Raw genomic sequence first — 15,583 nt, forward strand, 5'->3', positions numbered from 1 at the left:
TTAATGAACCGTATTGCTGCCTTTATCTGCGGCTTCTGCGAACAGAGCATCAACATCGTTCTTATCAAAAGAGTAATTCGTGCCACAGTAATCACAGTGTAGAGCAACGCTACCTTCAGTACTGATGATGCTGTAAATCTCTTCTTGAGCAACAGTGATGATAGCTGCGCCACTGCGCTCACGTGAACAACCACAGAAGAATTCAACCGGTTGCGGTGTGAACAGCTGTACTTTCTCTTGGTTGTATAGACGGTATAGAAGTTCGTTCGCTTCTAGAGAGAATAGCTCTTCATTTTTTACCGTTGCCGTTAGCTGCTCTAGGTGCTCAAAATCGTCAGGTGTACCAGTGCCGTCTGGCATTACTTGTAGAAGCATGCCTGCTGCGTGTGGTTTACCTTCGTGTTCACCAGTACGTAGCCATAGGCGCGTCTTAAGCTGTTCAGAGTTTGCGAAGTAGCCTTCAAGAACGTCAGCTAGCGTGTCGCCTTCTAGTGCCACGATACCTTGGTAACGCTCACCTTTCTTAGGATCGATGGTGATCACTAGGTAGCCTTTACCCATAAGGTCGTGTAGGCCTGCGTCATCAGCGATATCGCCTTCAAAGCGTGCTACACCACGGATCTTCTGGTCGTGATCACCGTTGATTACTGCTAGAGATACTGGGCCGTCACCTTGCAGTTGCATAGTGATAGAGCCTTCAAACTTTAGAGTCGCAGTAAGAAGAGTCGTTGAAACTAATAGCTCACCAAGAAGCTTTTGAATAGCCGCTGGGTATTCCTTGCTAGAAATAATTTGTTGGTACGCTTCGTCCAGTTGTACCAATTCACCACGTACCGATAGGTCTTCAAATAGGTAGCGATTTAAAACGTTGTTTGCCATTTGGCGATTCCTTCTAGCTTATTGATGCTTGAACTTGATGATGTCACGACGTTGCTTTTTGTCAGGACGACGTTCAGGGCTTGGGTTATGTGCATGTAATTTACGCTGTTGGGCGTGTGCTTCACGCTTTGCCAAGCTTTCTTTCGTTTCGGTATAAAGGGTTTGAGCCTCTGGAGCTCCGCGGCGCTGATCAGAAATCTTCTCGATCGTTACCGTCTTTTCTTCATTGCCTTGACGCAGTGAAATTACTGCCCCAAGTTCTACGATTTTGCTTGGTTTGCTGCGTTGACCATTATAGTGGACTTTACCACCATCGACCATATTGCGAGCAATAGAGCGAGTTTTGTAAAAGCGTGCTGCCCACAACCATTTATCTAGTCTGACAGCTTCATTAGCAGTTTTCATATGGCGCTGTGCCTTTTAAGTGAAAAAATGAATGTGGTTAAACTGAGTAAAATCAGTTCGCAACTTGTCATAGATGATGCTTATCACATTTGGTAGAAGCTAAAGTGGTGGCAAATGTGTTTTTTTTCAAGGCATACTGCAAAATAGCTCACGTTATGATTTTTTATGCGTCAGCTATGATATAGTTTTGGATCCTATGCTAAATGAGTAATTGGCGTAGAATTTATGTACAAAAAAGCTGAGAGCTTAATGATTTAGCGCTCTCATCTTCACAAAAGGGTTTAGGCAAGTGAAGTTATTAGAGCTCAAAAATCGCATGGGAAATTCTCCCCTGTTGAGCCGCTTAATAGAGAATGGATTTGTATTTCAGCAAAAGCTGAGCCTGATAACTTGCTGTGTATTGATTGCCGTTTCTGCATGGATACTAGGGCAGTTAGCTTGGTTGATTGAACCTGCAGAGCAGTCCGTTACGCCATGGAAAGCGCAAGCCTCGTCATCTTCTCGACCACAATCTACGCTTGATATTTCTTCTCTCCAAAAGAGCAACTTTTTTGGTGAGTATAATGCTGAAACGCCGAAGGTCGTTGAGCAGCCCGTCATTCAAGATGCTCCTAAGACGCGCTTAAACCTAGTATTGGTTGGTGCGGTAGCAAGCTCAGATCCACAACGCAGCCTTGCGGTTATTGCTAACCGTGGCAAACAAGCGACTTACGGTATTAACGAAGAGATAGAAGGAACACGCGCTAAACTTAAGGCGGTGTTGATTGATCGCGTGCTCATTGATAACTCTGGTCGCGACGAGACTCTGATGTTAGAAGGTCTGGAATACAAACGCTTATCGGTCTCTGCACCAGCGAAGCCTCGTGCATCGGCGTCCGTACGTGGGAATAATCCGGGCTCAGCCGAAGAGAAGCTTGAAGAGATTAAAGCGAAGATCACCAAAGACCCACAACAAATCTTCCAATATGTGCGCCTTTCACAGGTGAAACGCGACGGTAATGTGATTGGCTATCGTGTCAGTCCTGGAAAAGATCCCGAACTTTTTAAATCTGTTGGGCTCCAAAGTGGAGACATCGCGACTCAGCTTAATGGACAAGACCTGACCGATCCCGCTGCTATGGGCACTATTTTCCGTTCTATTTCTGATTTGACCGAGTTGAATTTAGTGGTCGAAAGAGACGGACAGCAGCATGACATTTTTATCGAATTTTAAAACATTTCGCCAAGTGAACGGCGAGAGTGTAGGAGTAGTACGTGAAGCATTGGTTTAAGAAAAGTGCATGGTTACTAGCAGGAAGCTTAATCTGCACACCAGCAGCCATCGCGAATGATTTTAGTGCCAGCTTTAAGGGCACTGATATTCAAGAGTTTATTAATATTGTTGGTCGCAACCTAGAGAAGACGATCATCGTTGACCCGTCGGTACGCGGCAAGATTGATGTACGCAGTTATGACGTACTCAATGAAGAGCAGTATTACAGCTTCTTCCTAAATGTTTTGGAAGTGTACGGCTACGCTGTGGTTGAGATGGAATCTGGCGTCCTTAAGATCATCAAAGCCAAAGACTCCAAGACTTCTGCTATTCCCGTTGTTGGCGACCGTGAAAACATCCAAGGCGACAGTGTTGTCACACGAGTTGTGACGGTGCGTAATGTCTCCGTGCGTGAACTATCACCACTGTTGCGTCAGCTGAACGATAACGCAGGCGCGGGTAACGTAGTGCACTATGACCCTGCCAATATCATCCTGATTACAGGTCGTGCTGCGGTGGTGAACCGTCTTGCTGAAATCATCAAGCGTGTTGACCAAGCGGGTGATAAAGAGATCGAAGTGGTTGAGCTGAAAAATGCTTCTGCTGCAGAGATGGTTCGTATCGTTGATGCTCTGAACAAAACCACCGATGCGAAGAACACACCGGCATTCCTGCAACCTAAGCTGGTGGCAGATGAGCGTACTAACGCGATTCTAATTTCTGGCGATCCTAAAGTGCGCAGCCGTCTAAGAAAGCTGATTGAACAGCTTGATGTTGAGATGGCGACCAAAGGCAATAACCAAGTTATTTACCTTAAATATGCAAAAGCAGAAGACTTGGTCGATGTGCTTAAGGGTGTGTCGGACAATCTGCAATCAGAGAAGCAGAGCTCAAGTAAAAATCGTACCTCAAATCGTAATCAGGTGATGATTTCTGCACACGCAGAGACCAACTCGTTAGTCATCACTGCACAACCAGATATCATGAATGCACTGCAAGATGTGATTGCTCAGCTGGATATTCGTCGAGCTCAAGTTCTGATTGAAGCACTTATCGTTGAAATGGCAGAGGGTGACGGCGTTAACCTTGGCGTTCAATGGGGTAACCTTGAAACAGGTGCGATGATTCAGTACGGCAATACCGGAGCCTCGATTGGTCAGGTAATGATTGGCTTGGAAGAAGCAGAAGATCAAACAAGTACCGAATACTACACAGACAATAACGGTAACCGAGTTCCATATGACGTAACGGAACCGGGAGATTACTCTACGTTAGCTTCTGCTCTGTCAGGCGTAAATGGTGCTGCTGTGAGTCTAGTAATGGGTGACTGGACTGCGCTAATTAGTGCGGTCGCGACCGACTCAAACTCGAACATCCTATCTTCTCCAAGCATTACTGTAATGGACAACGGTGAAGCCTCTTTCATCGTTGGTGAAGAAGTGCCAGTACTGACAGGCTCAACGGCCGGCTCAAGCAACGACAATCCATTCCAAACCGTTGATCGTAAAGAAGTGGGTATCAAGCTAAAAGTGGTTCCACAAATCAACGAGGGTGACTCTGTTCAACTTAATATCGAACAGGAAGTGTCTAACGTATTGGGCGCTAACGGTGCGGTCGACGTTCGTTTTGCTAAGCGTCAGCTAAATACCTCTGTGATTGTTCAAGATGGCCAAATGCTGGTGCTGGGCGGTCTGATTGATGAGCGTGCTCTAGAGAGTGAATCTAAGGTACCGCTACTTGGGGATATTCCGGTACTTGGTCACCTATTTAAGTCAACCAGTACTCAGGTAGAGAAGAAGAACCTAATGGTGTTCATCAAGCCAACCATTATTCGTGATGGTATGACGGCAGATGGCATTACCCAGCGCAAATACAACTTCATTCGTGCAGAGCAACTGTTCAAAGCAGAGCAAGGTTTGAAGCTACTGGATGACGATAACATCCCAGTGTTGCCTAAGTTTGGTGAGAGTCATAATCACCCAGCAGAGATTCAGGCGTTCATTGATCAGATGGAAGAGCAATAATGGCAGAGATGGTTGAGCCTGTACGCAGCTTTCAGCGTTTGCCATTCAGCTTCGCTAACCGCTATAAAATGGTGTTGGAGTATCAGCACCCAGAGCGTCCGCCAGTTCTTTACTATGTAGAGCCACTCAAGGCTGCGGCTATCCTAGAGGTGAGCCGCGTGATGAAAAGTGGCTTTACTCCACAAGCGATTGTCTCTGATGAGTTCGAGAAAAAGCTGACTGAAGCTTATCAACGTGACTCATCAGAAGCGCGTCAACTGATGGAAGACATCGGCGCTGATAACGACGACTTCTTCTCACTGGCTGAAGAGCTGCCACAAGACGAAGATCTGCTGGAGTCTGAAGACGACGCGCCTATCATCAAATTAATTAATGCGATGTTGGGTGAGGCGATTAAAGAGGGCGCTTCGGATATTCATATCGAGACCTTCGAGAAGTCACTCTCTATCCGTTTCCGTATTGATGGCGTGTTGCGTGATGTATTAGCCCCAAGTCGTAAATTGGCACCACTATTGGTTTCACGTGTAAAAGTGATGGCGAAGCTAGATATTGCAGAAAAACGCGTGCCACAAGATGGTCGTATTTCTCTTCGTATCGGTGGCCGTGCTGTGGATGTGCGTGTCTCTACCATGCCATCATCACATGGTGAGCGTGTGGTTATGCGTCTACTCGACAAAAATGCGACTCGTCTTGATCTGCATAGCCTAGGTATGACAGCGCAGAACCACGAGAACTTCCGCAAACTGATTCAACGTCCACACGGCATTATCTTGGTAACGGGTCCTACGGGTTCTGGTAAATCCACGACCTTGTATGCGGGTTTGCAAGAGCTCAACAGTAATGAGCGCAATATCCTGACCGTTGAAGATCCGATCGAATTTGATATCGACGGTATTGGTCAAACTCAGGTAAACCCTAAGGTTGATATGACCTTTGCTCGTGGTCTGAGAGCGATTCTTCGTCAAGACCCAGACGTAGTAATGATTGGTGAGATTCGTGACTTAGAAACGGCAGAGATTGCCGTTCAGGCGTCTTTGACTGGTCACTTGGTAATGTCGACCCTTCACACCAACACCGCGGTCGGTGCGATCACGCGTCTACGTGATATGGGCATCGAACCATTCCTTATCTCTTCTTCACTGCTGGGCGTATTGGCACAGCGACTGGTTCGTACTCTGTGTAATGACTGTAAAGAGCCGTACGAAGCAGATAAAGAGACCAAAAAGCTGTTTGATTTGAAGAAGAAAGACAGCCTGACGCTCTACCATGCGAAAGGGTGCGAAGCGTGTAATCACAAAGGTTATCGCGGCCGAACTGGTATTCATGAGCTGTTGATGGTGGATGAGTCTGTGCAAGAGCTGATTCACAGCGAAGCCGGTGAACAAGCGATTGAGAAAGCGATTCGTAGCACGACACCAAGTATTCGAGACGATGGTCTAGCTAAGGTTCGTCAGGGTATTACTTCATTAGAAGAAGTGATGCGCGTGACCAAGGAAGTTTAGTATGGCTGCATTTGAATACAAAGCTCTCGACGCTAAGGGTAAAACCAAGAAAGGCTCAATAGAGGCGGACAATGCACGTCAAGCTCGTCAGCGCCTCAAAGAGCAAGGCTTGATGCCTGTTGAAATGGCTGAAGCCAAAGCAAAAAGCAGCAAAGGAGGCAGTGCGCCTTCTACGGGGTTTAAGCGCGGTATCAGCACGCCCGATCTTGCCTTGATTACTCGACAGATTTCGACACTTGTTCAATCAGGTATGCCACTTGAAGAGTGTTTGAAGGCGGTAGCGGAGCAGTCAGAGAAGCCGCGTATTCGTACTATGTTACTGGCGGTTCGTTCTAAGGTGACGGAAGGTTATACCTTAGCCGATAGCCTTGCTGATTATCCTCATATCTTCGATGAACTGTTTCGTGCCATGGTGGCAGCCGGTGAAAAATCCGGTCACCTTGATGCGGTGTTAGAGCGCTTGGCCGATTACGCCGAGAATCGTCAAAAGATGCGTTCTAAGTTGATGCAGGCAATGATCTACCCTGTGGTGCTGGTGGTATTTGCGGTGACGATTGTCTCCTTCTTGCTAGCAACCGTAGTGCCTAAGATTGTTGAACCGATCATTCAGATGGGGCAAGAGTTACCTCAATCAACACAGTTCTTGTTGGCATCCAGTGAGTTCATTCAGAATTGGGGCATCCAACTGTTCTTATTGATCGTTGGCTTTGTTGTGTTGGTGAAAACGGCACTCAAGAAACCATCGATTCGTTTGAGCTGGGATCGAAAGCTGCTGAGTATTCCACTGATTGGTAAGATTGCTAAAGGTATTAACACCTCGCGCTTTGCACGTACCTTGTCTATCTGTACTTCAAGTGCAATCCCTATTCTAGAGGGGATGAAGGTGGCGGTTGATGTTATGTCTAACCACCATGTGAAACAGCAGGTTTTACAGGCTTCAGATAATGTGCGAGAAGGTGCGAGCCTTAGAAAGGCACTCGATCAGACTAAGCTGTTTCCACCAATGATGCTGCACATGATTGCCAGTGGTGAACAGAGTGGTCAGTTAGAGCAAATGCTGACTCGTGCGGCCGATAACCAAGATCAAAGCTTTGAGTCGACGGTGAATATTGCCTTGGGTATCTTTACTCCAGCACTGATTGCACTCATGGCAGGTCTAGTGCTGTTTATTGTAATGGCGACTCTGATGCCAATGCTGGAGATGAACAATTTAATGAGCGGGTAATCTCGCTGCCTTAAAGTAATAGTTGTAAGTGTTTTATGAGTTTTAAGATTCGGAGAGAGGCGCGTCTGCTAAACTTTCCGGCTGTCATTTGGAGAAAATAATGAAAAATAAAATCAAAAAGCAATCCGGCTTTACCCTACTAGAGGTAATGGTGGTTGTGGTTATTCTAGGTGTTTTGGCGAGCTTTGTTGTGCCAAATCTTCTAGGCAACAAAGAGAAAGCGGACCAACAGAAAGCGATCACTGATATCGTTGCTCTAGAGAACGCACTTGATATGTACAAGCTAGATAACAGCGTGTACCCAACAACCGATCAAGGTCTAGACGCGCTGGTTTCAAAGCCAAGCAGCCCAGAGCCACGTAACTACCGTGATGGCGGCTACATCAAGCGTCTACCAAACGACCCTTGGGGTAACGCGTACCAATACGTGAGCCCTGGTGATAACGGCACGATTGATATCTTCACGCTAGGTGCTGACGGCCAAGAAGGCGGTGAAGGTGCTGCGGCAGATATCGGTAACTGGAACATGCAAGACTTCCAATAAGCACTCGCTTATTGTGAACGCATGTCGTGATGGTAATACGAAACGTGAGAAACTCTGTTCAATCCCGCAGCACAACGCGCGCGCGCGGATTTACTTTGATAGAAATTCTGCTGGTTCTCGTATTACTGTCATTGACTGCAGTGGCGGTGATCGCCACGATTCCAACCAATGCCAAAGATGTCGCTAAGCAATACGCGCACAGTTTTTATCAACGTGTACAGCTGCTTAATGAAGAAGCGATCCTAAGTGGTTTAGACTTTGGTATTCGTGTTGATGAACAAAAATCCACTTATGTTCTGATGAGCTTGAACTCTGAAGGTTGGCAGGAAGTGGAGTTTGAAAAGATTCCTTCAACCACTGAACTACCAGAAGAGCTGTCTCTTTCATTGAAGCTTGGTGGTGGTGCATGGCAAGACGACGATCGCCTGTTTAATCCAGGTAGTCTTTTTGATGAAGACATGTTTGCTGATCTGGGAGAAGAGAAAAAACCACGTCCTCCTCAAATTTATATCTTGTCGAGTGCCGAGCTAACGCCTTTTACCCTCTCATTCTACCCAAATACAGGTGATTCGCTGCAAGATGGTTGGCGTATCCGAGTGCAAGAAAATGGGGTTATTCGTCTGCTTCAACCGGGAGAAGAAGATGAAGAGGAATAATCTAATCTCAAAGCGCGAGCGTGGTATGACCCTGCTTGAGGTGTTGGTGGCGTTGGCGATTTTTGCGACTGCAGCGATCAGCGTGATTCGCGCGGTTACCCAACACATCAATACGCTTAGTTATTTAGAAGAGAAGACCTTTGCAGCCATGGTCGTCGATAATCAAATGGCGATGGTGATGCTACACCCTGAGAAACTGAAAAAGACACAGGGAACCCAAAAGCTCGCAGAGCGAGATTGGTTTTGGACCGTCACCCCAGTGGCAACCAGCGATAATTTATTGAAGGCTTTTGATGTCAGTGTGGCAACCAGCAAGAATGCATCACCTGTAGTGACGGTACGCAGTTATGTCTCAAAATAAACGCGTTTGCGCTGCACGTAGTAAAACAAAGGGCTTTACGTTAATTGAGGTGTTGGTCTCGATCGCGATATTTGCCACTCTGAGCGTGGCAGCGTATCAGGTGGTCAACCAGGTCCAACGCAGTAATGAAGTTTCGACAGAACGTAGTGCTCGATTGAATGCACTGCAGCGTAGCTTGGTCATTTTAGATAATGATTTTCGCCAAATGGCGCAACGTCAGTTTCGCACTAATGGTGAAGAAGCATCATCTAAGCTGATCTTGATGCAGGAGTACTTGCTCGATTCAGACACTATCGGTGTGATGTTTACTCGTTTGGGTTGGCATAACCCACAACAGCAGTTCCCAAGAGGGGAAGTGACGAAAGTCGGTTATCGCATCAAGGAAGAGACGCTTGAACGAGTATGGTGGCGCTATCCTGATACCCCAACCGGACAGGAAGGTGTGGTGACACCACTGCTCGAAGGAATTGAAGCCTTTAACTTAGAGTTCTACAACGGAAGTTCATGGCTAAAAGAGTGGCAAACCGATCGCGCACTGCCAAAAGCGGTTAAGCTCAAATTGACCCTTAAAGATTATGGTGAGATTGAGCGTATCTACCTCACACCAAGTGGCACGATTAATACTAGCGACAGCAGTGACAGTTCCTCATCCAGTGGGGGCAACAATGGTTAAACGATATTCAGCAGGGAAACCTAACAAGCAACGCGGTGTTGCGTTGATCGTAATACTGATGCTGCTCGCGATCATGGCGACGATTGCAGGTAGCATGTCTGAAAGGCTGTTCACTCAGTTTAAACGTGTCGGTAATCAGCTCAATTATCAGCAGGCTTATTGGTACAGTATTGGTATTGAAGCCCTGGCCAAGGTCGGTATTGAACAGAGCTATAAAGATAGCGATACCATTAACTTAAGTCAGCCATGGGCGTTAGAAGAGCAGGTTTATCCACTCGATTATGGTCAAGTGGTCGGGCATATCCGAGATGGTCAGGCGTGTCTGAACTTGAATGCGCTGAAATCCGTTGCTAGCACTACCGATAACACATCGCCTTATTTGGTGTCCGTGTGGCAAACCTTGCTAGAGAATCTCGAAGTCGATTCTTACCAAGCAGAAGTGATTGCTAACTCGACATGGGAATTTGTCGATGAGGATACACGCAGTGTTTCGTCAGTGGGTGTCGAGGACAGTACTTACGAAGCGATGAAGCCGTCTTATTTAGCGGCCAATGGTTTGATTGCTGACGAGTCGGAGCTGCGAGCTGTGTATCAAGTGAGTGGTGAGGTGATGGATAAGGTGCGCCCTTATGTATGTGCTTTGCCAAGTGATGACTGGCGTTTGAACGTGAATACATTATCGGTGAAACAGGCGCCACTTCTGGAAGCGATGTTTGCACCAAACTTGAGTGAATCTGACGCCAAGGCGTTGATTGAAAACCGTCCCTTTGATGGTTGGGATAGCATTGATGATTTCTTAGCTGAGTCCAATTTATCAAGCGTCAGTGCTGATGTGACCAAGAAAGCCAAAGGGTATTTAGCGGTAGATAGTAGCTACTTCGAGTTGGATGCCGAAGTATTAGTGGAGAAGTCGCGAGTTCGAATTCGCACTCTCTTTTATAGTAGTAATCGAGAAACAGTGACGGTAGTGCGCCGTCGCTTTGGAGGAATCAGTGAGCGAGTTTCTGACCGTTCGACTGAGTAGCGAACCACAGAGCCCTGTGCAGTGGTTAGTTTGGTCGACAAGCCAGCAAGAAGTGATTGCAAGTGGTGAGCTTGCGAGCTGGCAACAGCTTGATGAGCTGACACCCTATGCTGAGAAACGGACCTGTATCGCGTTACTCTCGGGCAATGATTGCCTGTTGAAAAATATTGAGATTCCTAAAGGCGCAGCGCGTCAGTTCGAATCAATGCTGCCATTTCTTCTAGAAGATGAAGTCGCTCAGGATATTGAGGACCTGCACTTTACCATTTTAGATAAAGGCGCTGATTCGGCAGTAGTTTGTGGTGTTGAACATCAATGGCTCACTCAGGTTATGAGTGCGTTTTCTGAGAATGGGATTACTATTCGCAAAGTATTGCCAGATACGCTTGCACTTCCTGTTGAGGCTGAAGGGGTGACTGCGCTGCAGATTGATGACCAATGGTTGTTGCGTCAAAACACTTTTCAAGCAGTCTCTATTCGCCAAGCCTGGCTACCGATGTTTTTAAACAGCGATTGGCTGACTACGGAAGACGATACCAAACCGACCATCTTGAGCTACACCGCACTGCCAGACGAAGAAGCACAACAACAAAGCGGTGTTGAATGGCAGGCTAAACCAGCAGAATTGGTGATGTCAGTACTTAGCCAACAAGCGATTGTTAGCGGTATCAACTTGCTTACAGGACGCTTTAAAACCAAGTCTTCATTCACTAAGTACTGGAAGATTTGGCAAAAGGTGGCGATAGCTGCGTGTTTGTTGATTGCGGTTATCGCAACCCAACAGACTCTGAAAGTACAGCGCTATGAAGCGGAAGCTCAGGCATATCGTACCGAGAGTGAGCGTATTTTCCGTCAGGTGTTGCCGGGTAAACGCAAGATTCCAAGCGTGAGTTATCTTAAGCGCACGATGAACGAAGAAGCGAACCGATACGGTGGTTCCAGTGATGGCGCAACCCTGCTTGGTTGGTTGACTCAATTACCAGGCACGCTTGGACAAGTGACGTCCATTGAAGTGGAAAGTATCCGCTATGATGGCAATCGTTCTGAAGTGCGCCTGCAAGCGAAAAGCTCTGACTTCCAACACTTTGAGACCGCCCGTACTAAGCTGGCGGAGAAGTTCTCAGTCGAGCAAGGGCCATTGAACCGTAACGGTGATGCGGTGTACGGCAGCTTTACTCTTAAACCATTACAGTAACTCACGTTAGGAGATCAATGATGAGAAATATGATTGAGCCACTCCAAGCGTGGTGGACATCGATTAGTCAACGCGAACAGAGGCTCGTTATTGGGGGCTCTATTTTGCTGATTCTTGGCGCAATTTATTGGGGGGTGCTGCAACCACTCAATGCTCGCGCAGAACTGGCGCAAAGTCGTATTCAAAGTGAAAAACAATTGCTGGCTTGGGTTAGCAATAAAGCAGATGAAATCGTTGAACTGCGTGGCAGTGGTGGTGCAAAAAGCGCTGAGCCTTTGAACCGCTCGGTCCCGGCTTCAATGCGTCGTTTTAAGATTGAGTTAATTCGAGTGCAACCTCGTGGCGAAATGCTGCAAGTGTGGGTTAAACCTGTCCCATTTAATCAGTTTGTTGATTGGCTGACTTATCTTAAAGAGCAGCAAGGTGTTGAAGTCGAATTCATGGATATTGACCGCAGTGACACGCCGGGCGTGATTGAAGTCAAACGATTACAGTTCAAGCGAGGTTAGTGTGAAGCGAGGATCTTCTCTAAAATATGGCTTACTTTTTAGTGCCATTTTTATCGTGTTCTTTTCTGTCAGTCTGCTTTTGCATCTACCAGCATCGTTTGCTCTTAAGCATGCGCCTAAGGTGAGAGGGCTGCAAATTGATGGTGTGCAAGGCTCTATTTGGCAAGGCAGTGCCAGCAATATCGTTTGGCAGCGTGTTAATTATGGCTCAGTACAGTGGGACTTTCAGTTCAGCCAGCTTTTCAAAGGTAAGGCAGAGCTCGCGGTTCGATTCGGTCGTGATAGCGACATGAACTTGCGTGGCAAGGGCTATGTCGGCTACAGCATGAACGGTGCCTACGCGCAGAATTTGGTAGCATCATTGCCAGCTGAAGACGTAATGAAGTATGTACCGAATATTCCAGTGCCGATTACCGCTGTAGGTCAGGTGGAATTGACGATCAAGCATCTTCAACAAGGGCAGCCTTGGTGTCAAACCGGTGAAGGCACTCTAGCTTGGTCAGGCGCAGGCGCAGATACACCGTTAGGCTCTTTGGATTTTGGTCCAGTGATCGCCGATGTAACCTGCCAAGATAATACGATTGCTGCAAAAGGTGCGCAGAAAACCGTGCAAGTTGAGAGCGAATTTGAAGCGAGCTTAACGCCAAACCGCCGCTACGCAACCAGCGCATGGTTTAAACCGGGCGCAGAGTTCCCACAAGCGATGCAGAGCCAATTACGTTGGCTAGGCAAGCCAGACAATCAAGGTAAGTACCAGTTTACTTATCAAGGGCGTTTGTAGGGCTATTATTCAATAGTACATTAGAAAAGAAAGGGCGATAGAATCAAATTCTATCGCCCTTTGCTCATCAGGGGGGAACACTAGTCAGCGTAGTATTTACTTTCTAGCATTTTTTCTGCGTAGCTTTGTGTTGGCTGAGATGATTTGAGGACTTGGCTACTACTGCGAGCAGCAGGAGTAGCAGCGGAATCAGGGTCGGTTGTTGACCATTGATTTATTGGAACTAGGCTATAGCTGAGGTTATCATTAACTTCAATTTCAAATACATGCCACCATAGTTCAGCGTTACCTTCTGGTGGAGTAAACACAGTACGAATGCCATCTAAAATGACTTCTACTTTTGTTTCTCGACGTTGAATTTCGCCAGTTCTAGAGAAGTTGTATACGCCATAACGATAGGTTCCAGGAATAGTAAAGTCAGGAACGGTTACTATTTCGGGGCCGTAGCTACTTGTATCATCAACATCTAAGAAGATATTGTTGCCAGATTGAATGAAGTTCCTATTATAGTAAACGTGGAATCGATCATCTTCACCATTTGGACCATAGAAGTGCGTATCTAAGTCTTCAGGGCTTTGTCCCCAGGTAAGTTGGATCTTAGTTGTAGCATCATCAAGAGTTAAGCACTCATGCGTATTAGGTGAGCCGGTGTGAATAGTTTCTGTGCGACTTTGATACTGACTTTCTGCAGAGATTAGCACTCTGCTATTCTGTCTAACCGGTATTCTAAAGTTACCTTGAACATCACTATAGGCAGATGAACTGCCATTGTAGTCAATACCTTCCGAGCGAATTCTTGCATTAGCAATGGGTTGGTTTTCTTTGTCAACGACACAACCATTAATGTATATAGTTTCATAAACTCTATCGGCATTCCATGTTGTGAAGTGAGCGACTTCCCCAACATAGAATCCATTTTCTAAAGTAGCAGTCCCTTCTTCTACCCAAATACCTTGTACTTCATCGTAATAGAAGAGTGGAATCGTCGCTGGTGGATTTGAACCTGACGCAGGGATTCTAACTTGTGCAGTTTTACCATCTGCTAATTGGAGACCATTACCGTCACTATCAGTAAAGGTTGCAGTGATCGCACCAAAAGATTCAATAGGAACTATTTCCCCAGAGGGGGTCTCAGTAACCATTTCGCCAGGCATCAAATCAATATCCAACGATGGATCGATTACGAATAGTTCGGAACTAATTTGTCCCGTTACGGCTTCCCCCTGCGCGTTCACAAAGCTCTGAGCTTCTACTGAAACAAGAGTTTCATTATCGACTTTTAGATCTGAAGCGACTTGACTATCGAAGCTAACATTTGCGTGAATTGTCGGTAGATATAAGTTTATTGCCGTACCGATATCTGAATATTGCTTGGATTCTGAAGCTTCAGAAAAACCTACCGCATCAGCCGATACAATAATGGCTTTACTGGTATCTAAATCAGTATCTAATACCTTAATACTATACTTACCAGATGTGTCAGAATTCCCTTCGGCTAAAACAGCCCCATTATTCGAAATTTTGACGACGCTATCTTCAATCGCTGTATTCTCATAATAACTAGAGACTTCACCTTGCACCGTGTAGTAGAACAGTTCAGAGAGTTTGAAAGTGTTTTGCGCAATTACGGCGCCATCTTCTAAGCCATCTTGAACCTTCAAAACGATGTCGTCGTGAATGGTTGAGGCGACAACAGAAGAAGATATCGTCAGTTCCCCAGTCTCTGAAACAGATAGTCCATTAGGCGCATTGCTCAAGGAAAACAGAATATCAGAGCCATTGTTTTCATCATCTGGGTCGGTGATTTGCACTTGATAAGAGAGTGATTCTCCAGCTTCTACACTTAAACTAGAAAAAGACTCAACTTGTACAGGGTCGTTGATAGTTGTAATTAATACAACGCCACTATTGTTGATAGTGAACTCTTCGTCTGAAACACTGAAAGATAAGTTCGCACCTCCATTGTAATCTTGTAATGCTGTAAGAGTAATAGAATCGCTGTTTTCGGTAATAGTGATCGCCGGATTATCAATTGATAAGTTAGTGATCGTCAGATTGTCAGAGTCTACATCTGTTACATTACTTAGAAGAGTGGCATGAGAAATAGTAAGAGCGACATCTTCATTCGTATTAAGCTGTAATGGTGTTCCAGCTATTGGAGTGTCATTGACAGGAGTCACAGTAATTGTAAATGTTTGACTATCTGATAGGCTTGCATCGCTTGAAGCGACTGCTATAACGGTAATCTCACCAGATGTAAGGACGCCTTCTAGTGGTGTCCATGTGAGCACCCCTTCACTGCTTAAATCCATACCCGTAGGGATATTAGTTACCGAGTATGCAACGGGTTTTGAGTGATTTGTCGACAGTTGATACTGGTATTGAATATCTTCTGTAGCAGTTGTACTTGCGGTGGAGTTGATTTCAAATGATGAGCTTGGTGGTGTTTGTGGGCTACTATCTGAGCTGTCGCTACCGCATCCTGATAGAATGAGAGCGATGGAACTAGCTAGCAAACTAAGACGTTTCATGGAGTATCCATTCCTATTTATT

Annotated in this window: 15 protein-coding genes; 12 read left to right on the plus strand and 3 right to left on the minus strand. The window is 46.1% G+C overall.

The window, feature by feature from the left end; all coding sequences use genetic code 11:
* A complete protein-coding gene (gene hslO, locus OCV50_RS00520; protein ID WP_239842208.1) occupies positions 1-879 on the minus strand; it encodes an Hsp33 family molecular chaperone HslO in 879 nt (292 codons plus the stop codon).
* An 18-nt stretch (positions 880-897) separates the two neighbouring features.
* Positions 898-1,284: a ribosome-associated heat shock protein Hsp15 gene (hslR, locus tag OCV50_RS00525; protein ID WP_261903409.1), complete on the minus strand. Its 387-nt coding sequence runs from the start codon at positions 1,282-1,284 to the stop codon at positions 898-900.
* A 316-nt stretch (positions 1,285-1,600) separates the two neighbouring features.
* Here hslR and gspC point away from each other — a divergent pair, with 316 nt between their 5' ends.
* The 12 genes from gspC (at position 1,601) to OCV50_RS00585 (ending at position 13,030) form a co-directional block, all read left to right on the plus strand.
* Positions 1,601-2,497, plus strand: coding sequence for a type II secretion system protein GspC (gene gspC / locus OCV50_RS00530; RefSeq protein ID WP_261903410.1), 897 nt, complete (start codon positions 1,601-1,603; stop codon positions 2,495-2,497).
* Positions 2,498-2,538: 41 nt separating this feature from the next.
* Positions 2,539-4,560, plus strand: coding sequence for a type II secretion system secretin GspD (gspD, locus tag OCV50_RS00535; protein WP_261903411.1), 2,022 nt, complete (start codon positions 2,539-2,541; stop codon positions 4,558-4,560).
* A complete protein-coding gene (gene gspE, locus OCV50_RS00540) occupies positions 4,560-6,062 on the plus strand; it encodes a type II secretion system ATPase GspE (protein WP_032551107.1) in 1,503 nt (500 codons plus the stop codon). Before gspD ends, gspE begins: the two co-directional genes overlap by 1 nt.
* A gap of 1 nt (position 6,063) precedes the next feature.
* Positions 6,064-7,287, plus strand: a complete 1,224-nt coding sequence (gene gspF / locus OCV50_RS00545; protein ID WP_261903412.1) for a type II secretion system inner membrane protein GspF — start codon at positions 6,064-6,066, stop codon at positions 7,285-7,287.
* Positions 7,288-7,387: 100 nt separating this feature from the next.
* Positions 7,388-7,831, plus strand: coding sequence for a type II secretion system major pseudopilin GspG (gene gspG, locus OCV50_RS00550; RefSeq protein ID WP_032551109.1), 444 nt, complete (start codon positions 7,388-7,390; stop codon positions 7,829-7,831).
* Positions 7,832-7,860: 29 nt separating this feature from the next.
* Positions 7,861-8,487, plus strand: coding sequence for a type II secretion system minor pseudopilin GspH (gene gspH / locus OCV50_RS00555; RefSeq protein WP_261904097.1), 627 nt, complete (start codon positions 7,861-7,863; stop codon positions 8,485-8,487).
* A complete protein-coding gene (gene gspI, locus OCV50_RS00560; RefSeq protein WP_261903413.1) occupies positions 8,474-8,848 on the plus strand; it encodes a type II secretion system minor pseudopilin GspI in 375 nt (124 codons plus the stop codon). Before gspH ends, gspI begins: the two co-directional genes overlap by 14 nt.
* Positions 8,835-9,521, plus strand: a complete 687-nt coding sequence (gspJ, locus tag OCV50_RS00565) for a type II secretion system minor pseudopilin GspJ (RefSeq protein ID WP_239842215.1) — start codon at positions 8,835-8,837, stop codon at positions 9,519-9,521. Before gspI ends, gspJ begins: the two co-directional genes overlap by 14 nt.
* On the plus strand, positions 9,514-10,545 hold the full coding sequence (gene gspK / locus OCV50_RS00570; protein ID WP_239842216.1) for a type II secretion system minor pseudopilin GspK: 1,032 nt from the start codon (positions 9,514-9,516) through the stop codon (positions 10,543-10,545). The genes gspJ and gspK overlap by 8 nt, the downstream gene beginning before the upstream one ends.
* A complete protein-coding gene (gene gspL, locus OCV50_RS00575; RefSeq protein ID WP_261903414.1) occupies positions 10,514-11,740 on the plus strand; it encodes a type II secretion system protein GspL in 1,227 nt (408 codons plus the stop codon). Before gspK ends, gspL begins: the two co-directional genes overlap by 32 nt.
* A gap of 20 nt (positions 11,741-11,760) precedes the next feature.
* Positions 11,761-12,249, plus strand: a complete 489-nt coding sequence (locus OCV50_RS00580) for a type II secretion system protein M (protein ID WP_261904098.1) — start codon at positions 11,761-11,763, stop codon at positions 12,247-12,249.
* Position 12,250: 1 nt separating this feature from the next.
* Complete coding sequence (locus tag OCV50_RS00585; RefSeq protein ID WP_261903415.1) at positions 12,251-13,030, plus strand: type II secretion system protein N; 780 nt, start codon at positions 12,251-12,253, stop codon at positions 13,028-13,030.
* 80 nt (positions 13,031-13,110) lie between these two features.
* On the opposite strand, the gene OCV50_RS00590 is transcribed toward OCV50_RS00585, so the two are convergent.
* On the minus strand, positions 13,111-15,546 hold the full coding sequence (locus tag OCV50_RS00590; protein ID WP_261903416.1) for a cadherin-like domain-containing protein: 2,436 nt from the start codon (positions 15,544-15,546) through the stop codon (positions 13,111-13,113).
* Positions 15,547-15,583: the final 37 nt, after the last annotated feature.

It is taken from the genome of Vibrio fortis (genome assembly GCF_024347475.1).
GTDB classification, from domain to species: domain Bacteria; phylum Pseudomonadota; class Gammaproteobacteria; order Enterobacterales; family Vibrionaceae; genus Vibrio; species Vibrio fortis.